The 21657-nt window shown below is 67.6% G+C and carries 21 protein-coding genes; 13 read left to right on the plus strand and 8 right to left on the minus strand.

The genetic code is table 11. The features are described from left to right. Nucleotides 1–19: 19 nt before the first annotated feature. From AB4Z48_RS27150 to AB4Z48_RS27180, 7 genes are read right to left on the minus strand one after another with little or no spacing between them, the layout of a single operon-like run. Nucleotides 20–1174: an acyl-CoA dehydrogenase family protein gene (locus AB4Z48_RS27150; protein WP_441619701.1), complete on the minus strand. Its 1155-nt coding sequence runs from the start codon at nt 1172–1174 to the stop codon at nt 20–22. Between the two features lie 20 nt (nt 1175–1194). Further along, nucleotides 1195–1998, minus strand: coding sequence for an enoyl-CoA hydratase/isomerase family protein (locus AB4Z48_RS27155; RefSeq protein ID WP_441619703.1), 804 nt, complete (start codon nt 1996–1998; stop codon nt 1195–1197). 11 nt (nt 1999–2009) lie between these two features. Continuing rightward, nucleotides 2010–2756, minus strand: coding sequence for an SDR family oxidoreductase (locus tag AB4Z48_RS27160; protein WP_441619705.1), 747 nt, complete (start codon nt 2754–2756; stop codon nt 2010–2012). 14 nt (nt 2757–2770) lie between these two features. Further along, nucleotides 2771–3919, minus strand: coding sequence for a thiolase family protein (locus tag AB4Z48_RS27165; protein ID WP_441619707.1), 1149 nt, complete (start codon nt 3917–3919; stop codon nt 2771–2773). Then, nucleotides 3916–4323, minus strand: coding sequence for a Zn-ribbon domain-containing OB-fold protein (locus tag AB4Z48_RS27170; protein WP_441619709.1), 408 nt, complete (start codon nt 4321–4323; stop codon nt 3916–3918). The genes AB4Z48_RS27165 and AB4Z48_RS27170 overlap by 4 nt, the downstream gene beginning before the upstream one ends. A 41-nt stretch (nt 4324–4364) precedes the next feature. Continuing rightward, nucleotides 4365–5573, minus strand: coding sequence for an acetyl-CoA C-acetyltransferase (locus tag AB4Z48_RS27175; protein WP_441619711.1), 1209 nt, complete (start codon nt 5571–5573; stop codon nt 4365–4367). 35 nt (nt 5574–5608) lie between these two features. Further along, nucleotides 5609–6787, minus strand: coding sequence for a CaiB/BaiF CoA transferase family protein (locus AB4Z48_RS27180; protein WP_441619713.1), 1179 nt, complete (start codon nt 6785–6787; stop codon nt 5609–5611). Nucleotides 6788–7055: 268 nt separating this feature from the next. On the opposite strand from AB4Z48_RS27180, the gene AB4Z48_RS27185 reads away from it, so the two are divergent. The 9 genes from AB4Z48_RS27185 (at nt 7056) to AB4Z48_RS27225 (ending at nt 13144) form a co-directional block, all read left to right on the plus strand. Continuing rightward, nucleotides 7056–7865, plus strand: coding sequence for a Bug family tripartite tricarboxylate transporter substrate binding protein (locus AB4Z48_RS27185; protein WP_441619715.1), 810 nt, complete (start codon nt 7056–7058; stop codon nt 7863–7865). After that, entirely contained in the window at nt 7850–8032 is a 183-nt protein-coding gene (locus AB4Z48_RS27190; RefSeq protein ID WP_441619717.1) for a hypothetical protein, read from the plus strand. The genes AB4Z48_RS27185 and AB4Z48_RS27190 overlap by 16 nt, the downstream gene beginning before the upstream one ends. Before the next feature lie 122 nt (nt 8033–8154). Next, nucleotides 8155–8682 (plus strand): enoyl-CoA hydratase/isomerase family protein, encoded by a 528-nt coding sequence (locus AB4Z48_RS27195; RefSeq protein ID WP_441619719.1) that lies wholly within the window; start codon nt 8155–8157, stop codon nt 8680–8682. Continuing rightward, nucleotides 8676–9008, plus strand: coding sequence for an enoyl-CoA hydratase/isomerase family protein (locus tag AB4Z48_RS27200; protein WP_441619721.1), 333 nt, complete (start codon nt 8676–8678; stop codon nt 9006–9008). The genes AB4Z48_RS27195 and AB4Z48_RS27200 overlap by 7 nt, the downstream gene beginning before the upstream one ends. Nucleotides 9009–9018: 10 nt before the next feature. Further along, nucleotides 9019–10158, plus strand: a complete 1140-nt coding sequence (locus AB4Z48_RS27205; protein ID WP_441619723.1) for an acyl-CoA dehydrogenase family protein — start codon at nt 9019–9021, stop codon at nt 10156–10158. A gap of 39 nt (nt 10159–10197) precedes the next feature. After that, on the plus strand, nt 10198–11385 hold the full coding sequence (locus tag AB4Z48_RS27210; protein WP_441619725.1) for a lipid-transfer protein: 1188 nt from the start codon (nt 10198–10200) through the stop codon (nt 11383–11385). Nucleotides 11386–11419: 34 nt separating this feature from the next. Then, nucleotides 11420–11860 (plus strand): MaoC family dehydratase N-terminal domain-containing protein, encoded by a 441-nt coding sequence (locus AB4Z48_RS27215; RefSeq protein WP_441619727.1) that lies wholly within the window; start codon nt 11420–11422, stop codon nt 11858–11860. 15 nt (nt 11861–11875) lie between these two features. Further along, a complete protein-coding gene (locus AB4Z48_RS27220) occupies nt 11876–12292 on the plus strand; it encodes a MaoC family dehydratase (RefSeq protein ID WP_441619729.1) in 417 nt (138 codons plus the stop codon). 27 nt (nt 12293–12319) lie between these two features. Further along, nucleotides 12320–13144, plus strand: a complete 825-nt coding sequence (locus AB4Z48_RS27225; protein WP_441619730.1) for an SDR family NAD(P)-dependent oxidoreductase — start codon at nt 12320–12322, stop codon at nt 13142–13144. A gap of 40 nt (nt 13145–13184) precedes the next feature. On the opposite strand, the gene AB4Z48_RS27230 is transcribed toward AB4Z48_RS27225, so the two are convergent. Next, nucleotides 13185–15998 (minus strand): LuxR C-terminal-related transcriptional regulator, encoded by a 2814-nt coding sequence (locus AB4Z48_RS27230; protein ID WP_441619732.1) that lies wholly within the window; start codon nt 15996–15998, stop codon nt 13185–13187. A gap of 247 nt (nt 15999–16245) precedes the next feature. Between AB4Z48_RS27230 and AB4Z48_RS27235 the strand changes: the two genes are divergently transcribed. From AB4Z48_RS27235 to AB4Z48_RS27250, 4 genes are all read left to right on the plus strand, one after another. Next, nucleotides 16246–16944: a hypothetical protein gene (locus tag AB4Z48_RS27235; protein WP_441619734.1), complete on the plus strand. Its 699-nt coding sequence runs from the start codon at nt 16246–16248 to the stop codon at nt 16942–16944. Between the two features lie 79 nt (nt 16945–17023). Next, a complete protein-coding gene (locus tag AB4Z48_RS27240; RefSeq protein ID WP_441619736.1) occupies nt 17024–18154 on the plus strand; it encodes a porin in 1131 nt (376 codons plus the stop codon). A gap of 458 nt (nt 18155–18612) precedes the next feature. Further along, nucleotides 18613–19860, plus strand: coding sequence for an acyl-CoA dehydrogenase family protein (locus AB4Z48_RS27245; RefSeq protein ID WP_441619842.1), 1248 nt, complete (start codon nt 18613–18615; stop codon nt 19858–19860). 270 nt (nt 19861–20130) lie between these two features. Beyond that, the gene (locus AB4Z48_RS27250) at nt 20131–21603 is read left to right on the plus strand and encodes a patatin-like phospholipase family protein (protein WP_441619738.1); all 1473 of its coding nucleotides are present in this window, start codon (nt 20131–20133) and stop codon (nt 21601–21603) included. Nucleotides 21604–21657: the final 54 nt, after the last annotated feature.

Here is a 21657-nt window from a genome sequence, read left to right on the forward strand (position 1 = left end):
TTGGGTAGAAATCGCTGGATCAGCGGAACGCCGCCGTCCCGGTCAGCTCGCGGCCCTGGATCAGCGCGAGAATGCCGTTCATGCCATCGGGCACCTGGAAGACGCGCGCATCGCGCCACATCTGCTCCAGCCCCAGTTCCTCGCTGATGCCCATCGCGCCGTGCAGCTGGATCGCCAGGTGGATGGCCCGCTCGCATGCCTGCGTGGCATAGCGCTTGGCCATGGCCGAGGTGCCGTTCGCGCGCAGGCCGCGGTCGATGCAGTCGAGTGCGTAGTAGCAGAGCAGGCGCGACGACACGATGGCCGTCTCGATATCGGCCAGGTCCTGCTGCACCAGCTGGTGGGCCGCCAGCGGCTTGCCGAACTGCTGGCGCGACTTCGTGTAGTCCAGCGCCAGGTCGAGCGCCTTCTGCGCCAGATGCACGCACATCAGGCCGATGAGCGGACGGTTGCCATTCCAGGCCATCGTCAGCGTCTTTGCCGCGTCCCCCGGCTCGCCCATCACGTGGCTCAGTGGCACGCGGGTGCGCTCGAACACCAGCTCGCTCAGGTGACCCTGGCGCAGGCCGGTGATGGCCGTCTCGCGGACCTCGAAATCGACCTCGCTGCGGTCGACCAGTGCGCGGCGCGTGACGGGGCGGCCCTTCTCGTCCGTGCCGGTGGTGCAGGACACGTTCACCACGTCGCAGATCGAGGCATTGGTGATCCACATCTTGCGGCCGGTCAGGTAAGCGTCGTCGCCGTCGACTTCCAGCTTGGTGCGGATGGCGCCGGAGTCCGACCCGGCATTGGCCTCGGTATTGGCCGTGCAGGCGATCTTGCGGCCCGCGATCAGGTCGGGCAGGTAGCGCTCGCGGATAGGGTCCGGGCAGCCGAGATGGATGCGCAGGATGGTGCCCTCATGCGAGGCCAGCGACAGCGCCACCACCGGCGGCAGCTGCTCGAAGATCATGCCGTAGTCGAGCATCTTCAGCCCGCCGCCGCCGGCTTCGGCCGGCACGCGCGGGGCCGTGATGCCCAGCTCCGCGAAGGCGGCGAAGATCTCCAGCATGGCCGCCTTGGGCAGCGGCTGGTTGGCCGGATGACTGCGCAGTACCGGGTCGATGCGGGTCTGCACCATGCGCCGGGCGGCGGCCACCATCATTTCCTGCTCTTCGGTCAAGTTGAAATTCATGAATGCTGTCTCCGTATTGCTCAGGCGCCGCGGTATGCCGGCGGCCGCTTCTCGGCAAAGGCCGTGCGGCCCTCGATGCGGTCGGCGCTGTCGCGCAGCAGCCCCCATTGCAGGTTGGCCTGCGCGACGAACTCGCGCGGCGCCAGGTGCGAGGTCTGCACCGCGAGCTGCTTGACGGCCTGGACGGCGAGCGGACCGTTGGCCGCAATGCGCGTGGCCAGCGCCATCGCAAGTTCCATCAGGCCGGAGGCCGCCACCACGTCGCTGACCAGGCCGATGCGCAGCGCCTCGTCGGCGCCGATGCGCTCGCCGGTCATCGCCATCTTCATCGCATGGGCGGCGGGCACCGCGCGCAACAGGTACTGCATGCCACCCACCGCGGGCACGCTGGCCACCTTGACTTCGGGCAGGCCGAAGCTGGCCGACGCGGCGGCGATGCGCAGGTCGCACTGCAGCGCCAGTTCCAGCCCGCCGCCGAGGCAGTAGCCGTTGATGGCGGCAATCATCGGCTTCCAGATCTGCAGGTCGGTGAGATCGAGCAGGCGGGTGTAGCCGCCCTGCTGCGCCTCGCCGGCGCGGCTCTTGAAGGCGCCGGCGGCAAATCCGGTGGACGGCGGCAGCGTCGCCTTCAGGTTGGCCCCTGTGCAGAAGGCCCGGTCCCCCGCGCCGGTGATGACGATGGCGCGCACGTTGTCGTCGTCCTGGCATTGCGCCAGCCGCTCGCGCAGCGCTACTAGTTCTTCGACGGTCAGGGCGTTGAGCGACTCGGGCGCGTCCAGTGTCAGCACCGCCACGTGACCCGTCTGCTGGTAGTGAATAGTCATCTGCCTCTCCCTCAGACGCTCGGGCTCGACAGCGAGCGGCCGCCGCAGACGTACAGCGTCTGCCCGGTGATGTATGACGCCGCGCGGCCGGCGAACATCAGCACCGCCTGGGCGATGTCCTCCGGCTTGCCAATGCGGCCCACCGGTACGCTCGACTTCAGGCGCTCGGCCTGCTCGTCGGTCAGCGTGRCGAACAGCGGCGTCTCGATGATGCCCGGCGCAACGGCGTTGGCGGTGATGCCGTGGCGCGCCAGCTCAATGGCGAGCGAGCGGGTCAGGCTCACCACGCCGCCCTTGGCGGCCGAATAGTTGGCCTGGCCGAAGCCGCCCAGCCATGCCCGCGACGAGATATTGACGATGCGGCCATAGCCCTGCTCGATCATGCCGGGCACCACGGCGCGCGCGCACAGGAACTGCGACTTCAGGTTAACGTCGATGACGAAGTCCCAGTCCTCCTCCGTCATCTTGACAAAACGCTTGTCGCGCGTGATGCCGGCGTTGTTCACGAGGATGTCGGGCGTCTTCCAGCGCGCCTTGATCTGGGCGACGGCCGCCTGCACCTCGGCGTCCGAGGTCACATCCACGCGCAGCACCATCAGGCGCTCGGCATGGTGGCCGAGCTCGGCCCCCAGGCCTTCGAGGGCTTTGCCGTTCAGGTCGAACACGGCGACGGCGTGGCCCGCTTCGAGCAGGGCCCGCGTGATGCCGAGGCCGATGCCCTGTGCGCCGCCGGTAACGACGGCAATCTGCTTGTCCATGAAATCTCCTTCAATCAGTGGCCGAGGATGTGCACCGCCGACGCGGCGTGGTCCACGCCGGCGATGCCGCCGCCCGTGCACTGCGTCAGCGCCAGCGACGCGCCCGGTATCTGCCTTTCCCCGGCACGCCCTTCCAGTTGCCAGACGGCCTCGACCATCTGCGCCACGCCCGTGGCGCCCAGCGGGTGCCCCTTGGCGAGCAGGCCGCCGCTCGGGTTGACCGGTACCCGGCCGCCGAGCGTGGTGGCGCCCGACTTCAGCAGTTCGTGCGCCTCGCCGCGCTCGCACAGGCCAAGCGCGCTGTAGTAGATGAGTTCGGCAATGGTGAAGGCGTCGTGCAGCTCCACCATGTCGATGTCGGCAGGCTTGACGCCGGCCTCCTGGTACGCCAGCCGCGCCGTGCGCGCGGTGATTTCGGCGGCGAGGATGTCCTCGGTGCCGATTTCCTGCCGGCCGGACTGCACCGCCGAGGCGAGCACGCGCACCGGCTTGCTGCGCGTGGCCGGCTTGCGGGTGGTCAGCACCAGCGCCGCCGCACCATCCACCGCCGACGGGCAGCATTGCAGCAGCGTGAGCGGATCGAAGACCATGCGCGAATCCATCACCTCGTCCACGCTGACACCGGTGCGGGTCTGCGCATACGGATTGAGGCCGCCGTGGCGGCGGTTCTTCACCGCGACCTCGGCCAGCACGTCCGGCTTCACGCCGAACTCGTGCAGGTAGCGCGCCGCACGCATGGCGTAGACCGACGGCAGCGTCATGCCGGCACGGGCGTACAGCGACGTCATGTAGTCGTTGCGTTGCAGCGGCAGCGCGCCGCCGCCGAGCGCGGTCAGTTGCTCCACGCCGAACACCACCACGGTGTCATAGCGGCCGGCTTCCAGCGCGTGGCAGGCCAGGTGGACGCCGGTGGCGCCGCTGGCACAGGCGTTCTCGACGTTGTAGATGGCCGGCCCGGTCACGCCGAGGTCGCGCAGCAGCACCTGCCCCAGCACCATGCCGCCGAAGACGTTGGCGGCGTAGAAGGCCTGCACTTCCGCCATGTCGACGTCGGCGTCGGCCACGGCKCCGAGCACGGCGCTTTGCGCCAGGTCTTGCATCGAGCCGTCGTGACGGCCGAACGGGGTCATGGCGACGCCCGCAACGTAGATCGGTTTGTTCATCGGCTCCCCTCCGTGCTCACCGGTTCGAATGCATAGACGGGACCCTCGGCGGTATGCACCAGGCATGTCCGCAAGGTGTCCCCGATCGCAGGCCGGCGGCCGTTCGGGTACACCAGCCGACCGAAGATGCGCACACCTTCCGGATAGTCGGCCAGGCCCAGTGGCATCGGCGGCAGGCCGGTCTTGGGCGACGGGTGCATCACGGTGTAGCTGTACAGCGTCGGCGTGCCGTGCAGCGCGACCAGCTCGGTGTCACTGGCCTGCGGCGACGTCAACGGCAGCGGTGGGAAGTGCAGCGTGTCGCCGCCATTGCGACGATAGGCCAGCAGCACCAGCCGCCCGTCCTGCTCCTGCCAGGGCTGCTCGGACGCGCCGCGCGGCGCGTTGCCTTCAGCGTGGGTCATGTTTTCCTCCTTGAATGCGTGAATCACTTGCAGCGCGCCGCTCAGACGCGCTCGAACACCGCCGCCAGGCCCTGCCCGCCGCCGATGCACATGGTTTCCAGGCCGTAGCGCGCGCCGCGCCGGCGCATCTCGTGCAGCATCGTGGCGAGGATGCGCACGCCGGTGGCGCCAATGGGATGGCCCAGCGAGATGCCGGAGCCGTTGACGTTGATGCGCCCATCCGCCTCAACGTCCTTGATGCCCCAGGCGCGCAGCACGCTGAGGACCTGCACCGCGAAGGCTTCGTTGACCTCGATCAGATCGAGGTCCGACAGCGTCATGCCGATGCGCGGCAGCAGGCGCGCCACGGCCGGCACGGGTCCGATGCCCATGCGCAGCGGGTCGCAGCCCGCCCCGGCCCAGCCGACCAGCCGCCCCATCGGCTCGAGCCGGTGGGCCTTCAGGTAGTCCTCGGACACCACCAGGCAGGCGGACGCGGCGTCGCTCTGCTGGCAGGCGTTGCCGGCCGTCACCGTGCCGTCGCGCAGCAGCGCGGGCAGCTTGGCCATCAATTCCAGGCTGGCATCCTCGCGAATGCCTTCGTCGCGGCGGAACAGGATCGGGGCGCCCTTGCGCTGCGGCACCGGCACGGGCACCACCTCCTCCTCGAAGCGGCCAGCGTTCCACGCCTCGGTGGCAAGCTGGTGGCTGCGCGCGGCATAGCGATCGCTCTCCGCGCGGGCGATGCCGTAGTCGCGGGCCAGGTTCTCGGCCGTCTCGGCGGCGCCGCCGGCCATCACGCCATAGCGGCTTACCGGCTGCGAGTTGACGCGGCCACGGTCAAGGCGGTCGTGGATGGCCGCGTCGCCCATTCGCGCGCCCCAGCGCATGCTGGTGCTGTAGTACTCGATATTGCTCATGCTCTCGACGCCAGCGACGAGCACCGCACCGGACACGCCGCTCTGCACCTGCATCGCCGCGTTGATCACGGCCTGCAGCCCCGAGCCGCAGCGGCGGTCCACCGCGTAGCCCGAGACGCTTTCCGGCAGCCCGGCGAGCGAGGCAGCGTAGCGGCCGATGCACGGCGCCTCGCTGGACTGGTACGACTGCGCGACGATGACTTCGTCGATGGAATCCTCCGGCGCGCCGGAGCGTTGCAGGACGGCACGCAGCACGTGGGCCGCGAGATCCGCCGCGGAGAGCGGCGCGAGCGCGCCGCCGAACTTGCCGACCGGCGTGCGCAAGGGAGAGACGATGTAAGCGTGGCTCATGGCAGGAAATTCAGATTGCGTTGGAAGGAATGCGCTCAGGCCGCCTGTCGTTCGGCGTCGGCCGGGGCGAAGCCCAGCCCAAGGCCGGACATGCGATCGATGGCGTCAGTGGCGAAGCCCCATGCCTGCAGCGCCTGCAGGCCGTGCTCGCCACGGGCCGGGGCGCTGCGGCGGATTGCCGACGGCGTGTGCGAGAAGCGCGGCGCGGGGGCGGGCTGCGTGACGCCGTCGACCTCGACGAAGCTGCCGCGGGCGACGTTCTGCGGGTGCCGCGGCGCCTCGGAGAACTTCAGCACCGGGGCCACGCAGGCGTCGCTGCCGTCGAACACGGCGCACCATTCGTCGCGTGTGCGGGACAGGAATGCCATCCTGAAGTGCTGGCGCAGCACCGGCCAGTTGCCACGGTTGTTCCGGTCGGGCAGGTTCGCGCCGGCAAGGCCGAGCTTTTCCACCAGTTCCTGGTAGAAGCGTTCCTCCACCGCGCCCACGGCCATGTAGTGGCCATCGCGCGTGGCGTAGCTGTCGTACCAGGGGGTGCCGCCGTCGAGCAGGTTGCTGCCGCGCTGCTCGCGCCAGTGGCCCGAGGCGAGCAGGCCCCACACCACGGCGCCAAGCTGCGCGGCGCCTTCCGTCATGGCGGCGTCCACCACCTGGCCCGTGCCGGTGCGTTGCGCATGAATCAGCGCGCCCAGCACGCCCATGGCCAGCAGCATGCCGCCACCGCCGTAGTCACCCACCAGATTGAGCGGGGGCACCGGCGCATCGTCGCCGCGACCGATGCCCGACAGCACGCCCGACAGCGCGATGTAGTTGAGATCGTGGCCGGCGCTGGCGGCGAGCGGGCCGGTCTGGCCCCAGCCGGTGATGCGGCCGTACACCAGCCGCGGATTGCGCGACAGCGCCTGCGCCGGGCCGAGGCCAAGCCGCTCCATCGTGCCGGGGCGAAAACCCTCGATCACCACGTCGGCCTTCTCCATCAGGGCGAGCGCAGCCTCCACCGCCTCCGGGCGCTTCAGGTCGAGCGTCACCGAGCTGCGGCCGCGCGCCACCACGTTGATGCGCTGGCCCTCGATCTTCGGACCCAGGTCCGCCGCAGCCACCGGCCGGTCCACGCGGATCACGTCCGCGCCCATGTCCGCCAGCAGCATCGCCGCGAACGGCCCGGGGCCGATGCCCTCGAATTCCAGTACGCGAATACCTGAAAGAACGCCCATCACTTCCCCCCTCTTCCTTCTCTTGGATCACTCAGCGAATGCCGCAGCGGACTGCAGCCTTGGAGGCAAGTAGACCAGCCGGCGTGGGGGCTCCGCCCACCGACGTTGGGGGGGGATTTCCGCCCGCGCGCCGCGCCGGTGCCGGGCACACCCCCCATCGCCGGTGGGCTGCACGGCCCCGCCGCGCCCGACCATCCCGCTTCACCGCATACGCCGCGAATCAGGCGCGCCAGCCGGCTCCGCCAGGGCGACAGACAGGAGACATCACATGAGAGGGACCGACTTTTCCAGGGCAGTCACGCTGATTGCGGCGGCGCTTGCGCTCGGCGCGCCGCCCGTGGCCGCGCAGGCGCAAACCTGGCCGTCCAGGCCGCTGCGCCTCGTGGTGCCCTTTCCCGCCGGCGGCCCGGCGGACGTGCTGGCGCGCTATGTCGGCCAGAAGCTGAGCCAGGACCTGCACCAGCCGTTGGTGGTGGAAAACGTGCCGGGCATGGGTGGCTCGATCGGCATGCAGAAGGTGGCGCACGCCAGCGCCGACGGCTACACACTGGGCTTCGCCACGGTTGGCGCGCTGACCGTGAATCCGGCCATCTATCCGAATGTGGGCTACAACGCACGCCGCGACTTCACGCCGGTAGCGCAGGTCGGCGAGTACGAGAACGTGCTCGTTACCGGGGCAAACCAGCCTTACCGGAGCCTGAAGGACCTGCTCGCGGCGGCGCGCACGCGGCCCGGCCAGGTGACCTACGGGTCGGCCGGCAATGGCTCGTCGAACCATTTGTCGGGCGCGCTGCTCGCCAGCCAGTCGGGCGTGAAGCTCAACCACATCCCATACAAGGGCAGCGCCGCGGCCCTGACCGACGTGATGGCGGGCAACGTGGATTTCATGTTCGACGTGCCCGTCACGTCGCTGCCGCAGCTCCGTTCCGGCAAGGTGCGCGCCCTGGCGACCACCGGCGCGCAGCGTTCGCCCGACTTCCCCGGCGTGCCGACCGTGGCGGAAAGCGTCCCCGGCTACGTGGTGATGGGCTGGGCCGCGCGCCCGCCGCACTCCGCGCCGACGTGGCCGCACGCCTGACCGGCTCGCTGAAGGCCATCGTCACCGCCCCGGACAGCCGCGAGCACTTCCGCACGCAAGGGTTCATGCCGGCATACCTGCCGCCCGACCGGCTGGGTGAACGCATCGGCGCCGATCTTGCCCGCTGGGAAACCGTGGTGAAGACGGTGGGTGCGGGCGTCGACTGATCCGGCCTGCCCCCCCCCAACGCCGGTGGGCTGGCACCCCTTGCCATTCCCCAATATCGAATGCATCCCGGGAGCCCGCGCAGCGCGACTCCCGACGACTCGCCAAACCAGGACAAGACACCATGGCTGCAGATTTGATCCGCCTGCGCGACGCGCAGCTCCTCATCGAGGACGGCGTTGCCGAGTTCTCGCACCAGCGCCCCGCCGCCCGTAACGCGCTGTCCCTCGACCTGCGCGCGGACTACGCCGACATGATTGCGCGCATCGAGGGCGACCGCAGCGTGCGTGCCCTGATCCTGACCGGCTCCGGCGGCAGCTTCTGCGCCGGCGGCGACCTCAAGTCGCTTCAGGAAGTCCGCGCCAGCACCGACGCGGAGGCTCGCTCACCCGACGCGATGCGCCGCCGCGTGCAGTCCGCCCACCAGTGGATGCAGCGCCTGCGCAACCTGGAGATTCCCGTCATCGCGGCCGTGGACGGCGCTGCTGCCGGTGCCGGCTTCTCGCTGGCGCTCGCGGCGGACTTCATGCTGGCGTCGTCGCGCGCGTTCTTCTGCATGTCGTTCGCCAAGGTGGGACTGGTGCCGGACCTCGGCGCGTTCTACCTGCTGCCGCGCGCGGTCGGCATGTCGGTGGCGAAGGAACTGTGCTGACCGCGCGCCGCGTGAATGCCATGGAGGCGAAGCAGCTTGGCATCGTGCATGCCATCCATTCGCCGGATGACCTCTCGCAGCAGGCGTGGGAGTTCGCCCGCCGTTTCCTCGCCGGCCCGCGCGAGGCCATGGGCCTGAGCAAGCGGCTGCTTAACCAGAGCTTCGAGTCGCAATACGCCCCGCTGGCGGACCTGGAGTGCAGCGCACAGGCGATCGCCGCCGCCGCCCCCTATCACGCCGCCGCCGTCGACGCCTTCCTGGCCGGCGAGCCACCCCGCTTTGACTGGGACCGCCAGCCGGCCCCCATCCATACCGAACCCAAGTAAGGAGACTGCTTTGCAACCGATCCGTACCATCTATCGCGAAGACCATGAGATGTTCCGCACCACGGCCCGCCGCTTCTTTGAGCGCGAGTGCGCGCCGAAGCAGGCCGAGTGGGACAAGGCCGGCAAGGTCGACCGCGAGACCTGGCTGAAGGCCGGCCGCGAGGGCCTGCTCTGCGTGACCCTGCCTACCGAGTATGGCGGCGGTGGCGGCGATTACGGTCACTCGGCCGTGATGGTCGAGGAATATCAACGCTGCGGCCTCTCCGGCCTCAGCATCGGCATGCACTCGGACATCATCGCCCCGTACATCGCCCGCATCGGCAACGAAGAACAGAAGCAGAAGTGGCTCCCGGGCGCCTGCTCCGGCGAGACCATCCTGGCCATCGCCATGACCGAACCGGGCACCGGCAGCGACCTCAAGGCCGTGCGCACCACCGCCGTGCGTGACGGCGACGAGTACGTGATCAACGGCAGCAAGACCTTCATCAGCAACGGCCTGACCGCCAACCTCGTCGTCGTGGTCTGCAAGACCGACCCCACCGCCGGGGCCAAGGGCATCAGCCTGATCGTGGTCGAGACCAACCGTGCCGGCTTTCGCCGTGGCCGCAAGCTGGAGAAGGTGGGCCAGCATGCGCAGGATACCGCCGAACTCTTCTTCGACAACGTCCGCGTCCCGGTCTCCAACCGGCTCGGCGAGGAAGGCAAGGGCTTCGCGTATCTGATGAGAGAGCTGCCTCAGGAGCGCTTCTCCATCGCCGTCGGCGCAGCGGCGCGGCTCGAAGCCGTGCTGGAGCACACGCTTGCCTACGTGAAGGACCGCCGCGCCTTCGGCCAGACCGTGTGGGACTTCCAGAACACGCGCTTCAAGCTCGCTGACATCCAGGCGCAGGCCATCGCCGTACGCCTGATGGTGGACCACTACCTCGGCGAGCACATGCGCCGCAGCCTGACGCTGGAAGAGTCCGCCGTGGCCAAGCTGTATGCCACCGAGACGCTCGGCAAGTGCCTGGACGAGATGCTGCAACTGCATGGCGGCTACGGCTACATGATGGAGTACCCGGTCGGCCGCGCCTTCGTCGACTCGCGCGTGAACCGCATCTACGGCGGCACCAGCGAAGTCATGCGCGAGCTGATCTCGCGCAAGCTCTGATTCCAACAATCCCGCATTCCAGAAGCAAGGAGAAGTCCCATGACACGCAATGTGTTTGTCGCCGGCGTCGGCATGATCCCGTTCGCCAAGCCCGGCATGAGCGCCCACTATGACGAGATGGGTGCGCAGGCCATCGTCCAGGCGCTGGAAGACGCCGGCCTGTCCTACGCCGACGTGCAGCAGGCCTACGCCGGCTATGTGTACGGCGATTCGACCTGCGGCCAGGCCGCGCTGTATCGCGTGGGCCTGAGCGGCGTGCCGGTGGTCAACGTCAACAACAACTGTGCCACCGGCTCGTCGGCGCTGTTCCTCGCCCGCCAGGCCGTGCAGAGCGGCACCGTGGACTGCGCCATCGCGGTCGGCTTCGAGGAAATGCAGCCGGGCGCGCTGGCCAGCCACTGGGGTGACCGTCCGCGCGCCATGAGCCGCACCCTGGAAATCGTCGAGCGGATCCAGCCGGACTGCGATCTGCCAGGCGCCATCCGCATGTTCGCGGGGGCTGGTCTCGCCCATATGGAGAAGTACGGCACCAAGCTCGAAACCTTCGCCAAAATCCGCGCCAAGGCCAGCCGTCACGCCGCCAACAATCCCCTGGCGATCTTCCGCAAGGTGGTCTCGCCCGAGGAAGTGCTGGCCGCACCGGCCGTGTGGGAAGGCGTGCTGACGCGCCTGATGGCCTGCCCGCCCACCTGTGGCGCGGCGGCCGCCATCGTGGTGTCGCAGGAATTTGCCCGCAAGCGCGGCCTGCGCACGGATGTGGTCATCGCCGGCCAGGCCCTGACCACCGACCGGCCGGATGCGTTCGAATCGCCCACCATGATCGACCTGGTCGGCGTTGGCATGACGAAGTCCGCCTCGCAATCGGTGTACGAGCAGGCCGGCATCGGCCCGGAAGACATCGACGTGATCGAGCTGCATGACTGCTTCGCACAGAACGAACTGATCACCTACGAAGGGCTTGGCCTGTGCAAGGACGGCGAAGGCGAGAAGCTGGTCGAGGACGGCGACAACACCTATGGCGGTCGCTGGGTGGTCAATCCGTCGGGCGGCCTGCTGTCGAAGGGGCACCCACTCGGCGCGACCGGGCTGGCGCAGTGCTACGAGCTGGTCCACCAGCTGCGCGGCACGGCCGGCGACCGCCAGGTGCCAGACGCCAAGGTCGCGCTGCAGCACAACCTCGGCCTGGGCGGCGCCTGCGTGGTCACCGCGTTCAAGAAGGTGGCCTGACCCCTGCGCTCACGGACATCAAGGAGACATCGAGATGCTGGACAAATCGCATATCGGCAAGGTCTTGCCGAGCTTCCACGCCACCGCCGAGGCGGGGCAACTGCGCTTCTTCGCCAAGGCCATCGGCGAGACGAACCCGATCTACACGGACGAATCCGCCGCACGCGACGCCGGGCACCCGACCCTGCCGCTGCCGCCGACCTTTCTGTTCTCGCTGGAATTCACCCAGCCGACCACCGCCTGGCGCCAGGAAGTGGGCATCGAGCCGTCGCGCGTCCTGCACGGCGAGCAATCGTTCCACTACCACCGCACGGCCTATGCGGGCGACACGCTGCGCTTCGAGAGCCGCATCGGCGACATCTATGACAAGAAAGGCGGCGCGCTGTCCTTCCTCGTGCGCGAGACGCGCGTCACCAACCAGAACGGCGACCACATCGCCGACCTCCGCAGCGTACTAGTGCACCGCAACGGCTGACAAGGAGACCAGCTCATGAGCAAGACCGACCTCGCCGCCGTCAAGGCCGGCGACACCCTCCCCCCGCTGGCGCTGGCCCCGGTCAACCGCACCATGCTGGCGTTGTTCGCCGGCGCATCGGGCGATCACAACGCCATCCACATCGACCTCGATTACGCCCGCAAGGCCGGCATGACCGATGTGTTCGCGCACGGCATGCTGTCGATGGCCTGGCTCGGCCGGCTGCTGACGCAGTGGGTCGACCAGCGCCAGATCCGCGACTTCAGCGTGCGCTTCACCGGTATCACGCACCTCGGCCACCAGATCACCTGCACCGGCCGCGTGGTGGAGACCTTCGAAGCCGAAGGCGAGCGCCGCGCGCGCCTCGAGATCCAGACCACGAACCAGTATGGCGAGGCGAAGGTCCTCGGCGATGCGGTCGTCGCGCTGTGAAACCCAAATACTGAACAAGGAAATATCGTGGGAAAGCTTGATGGAAAGGTCGCCCTCGTCACCGGCTCCGGCCGTGGCATCGGACAGGCCATCGCACTGAAACTGGCGAGCGAAGGCGCACGCCTCGTCGTCAACGACCTCGATGCCGATCCGGCGCACGAGACGGTCGAGATGCTGCGCAAGAACGGCGCCGAAGCCGTGGCCTGCGTAGGCAGCGTGGCGGCGCCGGATTTCGCCGAGCGCTATATCGGCACCGCGATCAGGACGTTCGGCGGCATCGACATTATCGTCAACAACGCCGGCTACACCTGGGATGACGTGGTCCAGCGCATGACGGACGAGCAGTGGTACGCCATCCTCGACTGCCACATGACGGCGCCCTTCCGCATCCTGCGGGCCGCCTATCCGCACCTGAAGGCGCAGCACCAGGCCGATGTCGCCGCCGGGCGCGAGGTGTTCCGCAAGGTGGTGAATGTGTCGTCGACGTCTGCGCTCAACGGCAACGCCGGCCAGCTCAACTATTCGTCGGCCAAGGCCGGCGTGATCGGCATGACGCGTGCGCTGAGCCGCGAATGGGGCCGGCTGAAGGTGAACGTCAATGCCGTCGCCTTCGGCCTGATCCACACCCGGATGACCGAAGCCGACGCGAAGGCCGGCGCCACCGTCAAGATCGAAGGCCGCGACATCCGCGTGGGCATCAATCCGGAACTGATCAAGTCCCATGCGCAGCGCTGTCCGCTGGGCCGGGGCGGCACGCCGGAGGAAGCGGCGGGCTCGGTGTACCTGTTCTGCCTGCCTGAGTCGAACTACATCACGGGCCAGGTGGTGGCCGTGGCAGGCGGTCCGCAGTAAGGGAGCGCCGCCCATGCACCGGCGGCGGGCCCCTTGCCTGTCAGCCGCCGGTGTCGTCGTCCGTTCCCCAGTCCACGTCGCGCAGGCGCTCCAGCGCTTCGTCGCGACCGCTCACGCCGAGCTTGGCGTAGATATTGGTCAGGTGCCACTTGACCGTCTCCGGCGAAAGGCCGAGCGCCCGCGCGATCTTCTTGGTCGTGATCAACTCCGGCAGCATGCGCACCACATCGGTCTCGCGCTCGCTGAGCGCGGCAACGCCGACGGATGCCGCTCGCTTGCGGGCTCTTGCGTTGTCCGTGGCGGGCTTTGGCGGCAACGCCGCCTGTAGCCGCTCGACGTAGAAGGTCAGCACCGGGTCGAGCGTTTCCTGCCGCGCGATTTCGCCAACCAGATCCATCGCCGATGGCTCGGCATCCAGCAGCCTGCGCAGCAGCCCGAGGCGATGACCGAGATGCAGGGCCGATACGACGTTGGCGCGGGCAGCGGCGGAACGCCCCAGCTTCGCATCGACGACGGCACGCTGCAGCTGCAGGGCGGCGACGTTGTGCATGCGGCCGTGGGCCTCGCAGTGTGCGATCAGCGGATTGAGTATCAGCGCCGCCTGCTCCATGTCTCCGGTCGCCAGCAGCCAGCGGACCGTGGCCCCGCGCAGCGCGAAGTCGGGGCCACTGAAGCGCTCGGCCCCGCTTCGGGGGCGGCGTGCCTCGACTTCCTGCAGGCGCGCCAGGCAGGCCTTCGCCGCGTCAAGCTCTCCCAGCAGCAGGCGCCGCTGGACCTGCACCCCGAGGGCGTAGGCCAGCAAGCGGTCCAGTCCGAGGCCGCTCGCGTATTCCTCCAGGCGATCCAGGTAGGCGAAGGCTTCCAGCCGGTTGCCGGCATGCCAGTGGGCGCCCGAGAGGACGATCATCACCCGCAGCACCGAATCCGGAATTGATACACGCTCCAGCAGGTCGACGCGACTCTCCAGCAGTTCCCGCGCCGCTTCGTTCTGGTTCTGTTCGTACAGCACCTCGCCCAGCAGCGACGCCGCCATGCACGCCGGGTCGTTGCAGGACCGCCCGCGCGCCTCGGCTTCACGCAGTACAGAACGGTAGATGCGCTCGGCCTGCAGCAGTTGACCCTCGAGCGCATGGCTCAGGCCGACCATGCACTGGCCTTGCAGGGTACCCGCCGAGGTTCCCATCAGCGCTGCGCCGTCGATGGTGGGGCGCTTCGCGTCGAGCTGGATGGCGCGCGCGCGCTCATACTCCCCACGCTGCATGTAGATCCACGACAGCAGGTTATTGCAGGCCGCGAGGGTGATGCCGTCGGTCGCGGGCGGCGGCGCCAGCAATTGCGGAAGCAGCGCCATCGCGCCTTCCACATCGTCGCGCTGGACGGCGAGCACGGCCCGCAGGGCCACGAGCGTGAAGCGATCCGCCATGGCCTGGGCGGGAAGATCGCGCTGGAGCGCCTCGATGCCAGCCGCGCAGGCCGCGAAATCGCGGTGGTAAAGGTGCTGGCGCGCCATCCACATGCGCAGTGGCACGCTTGCCTGCACCTGCTCGGGCGGAAGGAGCCGCACCAGGGCGACAAGCTTTGCCAGTTCCCCGCGCGCAAACAGCGAATGCGCACAGCGCTCGGCCAGTTCGGCCGCGCGCGCGGGCTCGCCAGCCTTGAGCGCATGCTGCACGGCCTCGTCGAGGTGTCCGCGGCCCAGGAACCATTGCCACGCCCGCGCATGGATGGCGTGGCGCGTCCCCGTGCTCCAGCTCTGGAAGCGGACCAGCAGCGTCTCGCGCAGCAAGGGATGGAGCCGGTACCAGGTCTCGGCACCGTCCTGCTCGGTCGAGACGATGAACAGGTTGTCGTTCTCCAGCCGCTCCAGCAGGGCCCCTTCTTCCCCGCCCTTCCCTTCGGCATCACGTCCGGTCAGCGTTGCGCATAGCGAGGCGCAGAAGCGGTCGCAGGCGGCGGCTGGCGTCAGCAGTTCCAGTTCGCCCGGCGTCATCCGCGACAACACCTCGCGCTCGAAGTAGGCGGCGAACGTCTGCGAGTCGCGCACGTACTCCCGGATCGTCACATCAAGATCATCGGCGGACAAGGCGGAGCGCTTCTTCTTCAGCGCGACACTCAATAGCTGCAGGCCGGCGACCCAGCCATCGGTCTGCGCGTGCAACCGCCGGGCGGCGGCCGGCTCAATATCGCCGAGTTGCACCCGGAGGAAGCGCTCGGCTTCCTCCGGCGAGAAACGCAGGTCCGCAAGGCCGAACTCCAGCGTCTGGCCGGCCGCGCGCAAACGTTCGAGCGACACGGGCAGCGCCGAGCGCGATGCAAAAGCGAGGTGCAGGTTCGAAGGCGCATAGTCCAGCAACCATTGCAGGGCTTCCCAGATCCGGCTGTCGGTGATGTGGTGCAGGTCGTCAAGCACGATCACCAGTTCGCGGCGGTAGCGGGCGATGCCTCGCACCAGTGCGATCACCGTGCGCTCGATGGCTTCCTGGTCCGTACCGACGCCTTCGAGCAGCATGGCGTCGCGCGTGATCGCCGGGTCGACAATCGCAACACTGGACAGCAGGTAGTCCACCCACGTGGACGGCTCATTGTCGTCGGCATCCAGCGACAGCCACGTGACGTGATAGCCCAGCGGAGTCAAGGCCTGCCCCCATGCCACCAGCGTCGTCGTCTTGCCGTAGCCGGCCGGGCTCTGCAGCAGGAAGCAGCGACGGCGGCGCTCCGCCATCAGGCGCGCCAGCAAGGGCTCGTGCGGCACGGTCTTGCGGCCAATGTGCGGAGGCACCAGCTTGCTGGCGATAACTGGCCTGAGCGTCGCCCTTGGCGATGGCGGCCCGGGCTTCGCGGGAGTCTCTGGCATGCTCGATTGATGCCCCGGATGGGAGGTCGGGGAAGGATGCTTGTGTACGCTGGATTCTACAGCGTGGATCGGGTTCATCCAACACGGGCGGCACTGCCCGTCGCGCGCCCCCCCGAAGGCGGTTGGAACGCAGGCCCACGCAGCCGGTAAGGTCACCGGCAAGGTCATGGACCGATGACGACGGCGCCCGGCTTCGCGAGGCGCTGCCCCGACACGCGCCGTGCGGCGCACATGCCAGCAGATTCCAATGCAGTTGCTCCTCCGCGCGCACACGTCCGTGCGCACCACCATCCGTAACCTCGCGTTCCCATCCACGGCGATCATCTCCGCCGATGCGGGCACGATCCGCTGCAGCCACGGCGCCCGGAGCCGGCTGCTGCGGCCGACCCAGCGCCTGACGCTGCGGCCCTTCACGCCGATCGCGATCGAACTGGGCCATGAGGGCGCCGCCTGCATCGATGTCGCGATGGACGCTCTTGCCCACCCCGGGCCAGGGTCGTCCGCATCCCGACCGCTGACGCGCTGGCTAGCCAGCCTGGTCCTCACCGAACCACTCGAAGACTGGAACCTGGACTGGTTTGCCGGCATTGCCGGCATTTCAAAGGCATCCCTGTCACGACGTCTGTTCGCCGAAGGCTCCAGCTTCCGCGAAGCCGTCCGCGCGCACCGCCTCCTCCGCCTGCTGCTCGACCTCCCTGGCCTGGGGCGGCCCTCCCATGCCATGGTCACCCGCTATGGCTTCTCCGATCGCTGCCAACTCGAGGACGCGGTCTTCGAACAGTTCGGCCTGACCCTGCGTCAGCTCGAACGTCTTGTTGCGCATGAAACCGGATCGCCAGCGGCCGTAAAAACCCTCCCCCCCGATTTCGGTGGCATGCGCCCCCCCGCTGTCGCGCTCCAATGCGAAGAGCCGCCTGATTTAGCGCCGGCGCCGTGCCAGCGATGAAGAGTGCGGTCACATGACTTCCGGCGGGTCGGAGGAGAGCCGGAAGCGCAATAAACAAATTGGACGGAGACCATCTGCAATGAAAAGAACGGCCATTTCCCTGGCGGCTGCCGCGGCGCTGCTTAGCGGCCACGCTGCAGCGCAAACGAGTGTCACGCTGTACGGCGTCATTGACGCCCCGATCGAATATGTCAACCGGGTGGCTGCCGGGCCGCAGCAACAGGGCGGCAGCCGCCTTTCGATGCCAACCAACGGCGGCCTCTCGGGCTCTCGCTGGGGCATGCGCGGCACCGAGGATCTTGGCGGCGGCATGCAGGCGCTGTTCGTGCTGGAAAGCGGCTTCGGCATCGACACCGGCATTGCCGCACAGAGCCGCGCGTTCAACCGCCAGGCCTATGTGGGCATCGGCAGCCAGTATGGCAAGGTAACCTTCGGCCGCCAGTACACGAGCATGTTCGAGGGCGCAGTCAACTTCAGCCCGACCCGCTTCGCGACCCTCTACGAACCCGACGTCTTCATGGCCGGCCTGAACTACCGCGAAGACAATGTGGTGAAGTACACCAACGCGTGGGGCCCGGTCAGCATGGCGGCACACTATTCGTTCGGCGTCGGCGCACCGGCGATCGGCCTCACGCCCATCGCGCTGCCCACCGAAACGCCGGGCCACGCCAGCGACAACGCCGGCTACGGCGCGTCGGTGACGTATCTCGACGGCACGCTGGGCCTCACGGCCTTCTATGACCAGTGGAACCCTGCGCTCGTGTCCGGGCAAGCGGGACGCAGCCGCAAGGCGGGCGCGGCCGCCAGCTACGCTACCGGCGCGCTGAAGGTGATGGCCGGATACCGATGGGCGAAGATGGACTTCGGCAATGGCGCCACCTTCCTGCGTGACGACTACTACTGGATCGGCGCGAACTACCAGGCTACGACAGCCCTCGGCTTCACGCTTGGCTACGCTTACGCCGACGTCAAGACGGTGACGCCGACGGCGACGGCACTCCCCACGAATCCGGCCAATCCATGGCAGGTCAACTTCATCGCCGACTACGCCCTGTCAAAGCGTACCGACGTCTACCTGACTACGGCCTACTCGCACAATGCCGGCCTGAACTTCGACGGCACCCAGGATAGCTTCGCCACTGGCTACTTCCAGACGCCCGGGCAGAAAGGCATGTTCGGCGTCGCCGTCGGCGTCCGCCACGTCTTCTGACCTGAATCATCGGTATCTCCAGCCCTGTCGCCGCCCACTCGCGACAGTGCATTGCGCCCCGGCATCGACCGGGGATTTTTTTGACACGACCGCGCTCGCCATCCTCTCGCGTGGCCAGCACAAAGGACGGGCCGGATAGCGCTGTACCGCGGTTCCATGCTGGCCAACACCAGCGCAATAACTCGCCGACAACACTTTGGCGATCGGGGAAGACCCGGCTGCGAAACCGCGCAGTATGGTTCGCTCCGATTTCGCCGCAGAATGATTCTGTCAGGACCAAGGCAGACCGTTGACCTGCCGCGCGGCCAGTCCCGCGGAGGATCTCGACGCGAGGGCCCCTGACAACTTCTGTCAGACGCATGCGCGGGCGCCAGCGTTGCCTTCGTGGCGGCCTGATACTACGAATCGATAGACGTCCTGCCACGTCCTGCCACGTCCTGCCGTCACAAGGAGCCGCCATGCCGATTGATTTCACGCCCACCGCCGAGCAATGCGACCTCAGGCGATCCGCCAGGCGCTTTGCGCAGCAGGTCCTGTCCGAGGTGGCGCCGGCCACGCACCACCTGCACACACCCGAGGCGCGATTCTCCGCAACCAGGCCTATGTATGCGCAGTTGATCGAGGCGGGCTTCCTGCGGCGCATCATTCCCAAGCCATTCGGTGGCGAAGGGGCCGGCATGCTGGACATGGCAATCGTTGCCGAGGAGTTCTACGCGGTGGATGTCAACGTGCCGCTCACCATGTTTGCCACACTGCTCGGCCTGTTCCCGCTGGTGCTAGCCGGCACGCCTGAACAACACGAGCGCTATTTCGCGCCATTCCTCGCACGGAAAGGCGCCCCGCTGGCCGCACTTGCGAACTCCGAACCCGGCGGCAGCGCCAATTTCTCCTCTCCCGCCCCCGGCGCGGGCGTGCGCACGACGGCGCGCATGGAAGGCGACGAGTGGGTCATCAACGGCACCAAGAAGTGGGTATCGTCGGCGACGGGCTGGGATAACAAGGGCGCGGACCTGCTGTGCGTGGTATGCCGGACGGATCCACAAGCCGATCCTGACCATGCAATCAGCATCCTGGCGGTGGCGAAACCGGGAGAGGGCATCGTGCCCGACGGCTGCACCGAGTCCATGGGACACCGGGCGCACTATACGCCGCAGTTCCGCCTGGACAATGTCCGCGTGCCGAAGGACAGCGTGATCGGCACCGTCGGTGGTGGCAAGGACCTGGTCGAGGCAAGCTTCTCCGGCACGGCAGCGTTGGTCGGGATCATGTCAGTCGGGGTAATGCGGGGAGCGTTTGACTTTGCCTTGCACTTTGCGAGGACAGAGAAGCGAGCGGGAGTTGCCAACATCATCGAGCACCAGGCGGTCGGCTATGCGCTGGCAGATGCAAAGATGGCCATCGAGGCGTGCCGTGCGCTGAGCTTGCGCGCCTGCAGCGCGATAGACGCAGGCGCTCCCGGCGCGCTTGAACTCGCGTTGCACGCCAAGGTCTTCTGCTCGGAAATGGCAGTCCGCGTGATCACCGACCTGATGCGGGTCGTGGGCATCGACAGCTATGACCATGCCCTTCCCCTGGCTGGCATGTTGCAGGATGCGCTGGCCTTCCCGTTGTTCGATGGCGGCAATATGGGCGTGCGGCGCCGCCAGTTGCACGACTTGATGCGCTCACCGGACTACGATTCGCTGTCCGCATCGGGAAGCCGGTAACAGGCAAGATGACGGCCCGGCATTGCCGCAGGGTAGCCCGGAACAAGCCGAAGGAGTGCGGATAACGACATATTGTTCCGATAACCGAGGGACGCCAACCAGGTTAGCGTCGGATTCTCCATGCGGTTGCGCCACCATTCTTCGCCCGCTGTGGCGGTCGCACGGTTTTTTCCGACTATGCTAATTGCTGGTATCAACCGATTTCCAGAAAGCCCGGTTTGCACACTCCCTCGAGATAGCGAGGCTTGCATCGTCTGATTCGGAGGATCCATGACACGATTGCCGACGCCTGCAGTGCTGATGCTTGCGTTGTTGCTCCTGCTTGGCGGCTGCGCCAGCCGGCCGGTCAACCCGCCGATCGCCAACGCCGACCCAAACACCGGCTATCGCTTCCTTACCCGCCCGCAACACTCAACGGACAACGAAAACCTGGTAATCCTGGCCTTCTCTGGCGGGGGAACACGTGCGGCCGCCTTTTCGTACGGCGTCCTCGAGTTCCTGCGCAATACGGAAGTTGTCGGCCCGAAGGGGAACAAGTCTCGCCTGCTTGACCATGTCGCCGTCATCACCGGTGTGTCGGGCGGAAGCTTCACGGCGCTCGCCTATGGGCTCTACGGTGACAAACTCTTTGATGACTACGAACAACGTTTCCTCAAGCGCGATGTGCAAGGCACGATTACGTTGCGCACGTTCAATCCTGCCTACTGGCCGTCCCTGTGGTCGAGCGGCTGGGGCCGCTCGGAACTGGCGGCAGACCTGTATGACGAGATCCTGTTCCATGGCGCGACGTTCGGCGACCTCAATCGCGGAAACGGTCCGTTCATCATCGCCTCGGCCACGGACATTTCCACAGGAGCCCGCCTGCCCTTTACACAGACCACATTCGACGTGCTCTGTTCCGATCTGAGTGCGATCCGGCTTTCCCGCGCCGCAGCGGCGTCGTCGGCAGTGCCGGTGGTGCTCACGCCGATCACGCTCAACAACTATGGCGGCCATTGCGGCTACGCCCCTCCCGGCTGGATCAAGCCGTTTCTCGACGCCAGCGACCCGCCCAGGCCGGCTGCGCGCGCGACCCGCCATCTGAGGGAGGAGGCGGAATTCGGAGACAGCGCCGACCGGCCCTACATCCATATCGTGGATGGCGGCGTTTCAGACAACCTCGGCATGCGTAGCGTGCTGGATTCGCTGGAGATTATGGAGGCGCTGCATCTGATCCGCCAGCCTTCGCCGCTCGACCATACGCGAAGAATCGTCGTCTTTGTCGTCAACTCCCTGTCCACGCCCAAAACAGCATGGGACAAATCGGAATCCCCGCCGGGCACGCTGGAGATCCTGGTGAAAGCCACCGGCGTTCCGATTGACCATTATTCCTACGAGGCGACCGAGTTGTTGAAGGACAACCAGGCGCGGTGGCAATCCATGCGCCGGGTGCGCGAGTCCCGTGCCTTTGCCGCCAACAAGGACGCCGCGGTAACCACCGCCTTACGCACGCCAGACGCGACAATCTATGCAATCGACGTATCGTTCGCGCAGCTGGCCGACAAGGAGGAACTGGCCTACCTGAATGAACTCCCGACGTCGTTCTCGCTGCCGGCCGAGGCCGTCGACCGCCTGCGTGCCGCCGCCGGGAAGATCATCATGACGTCGCCCGATTTCCAGCGACTGCTGAACGATGTCGGCGCCAGAATCGTAGCTGACCAACCGCGCACGGAGGAGGCGCCGGCCGTACCGGCAGGCAAGTAGCGCACCCTGGAAGTACTTCCTCCTTTGATTTCCTCCTTTGCAGTCGCGGCCCCG

This window comes from Cupriavidus sp. 2TAF22 (genome assembly GCF_052115045.1).
Lineage (GTDB): Bacteria > Pseudomonadota > Gammaproteobacteria > Burkholderiales > Burkholderiaceae > Cupriavidus.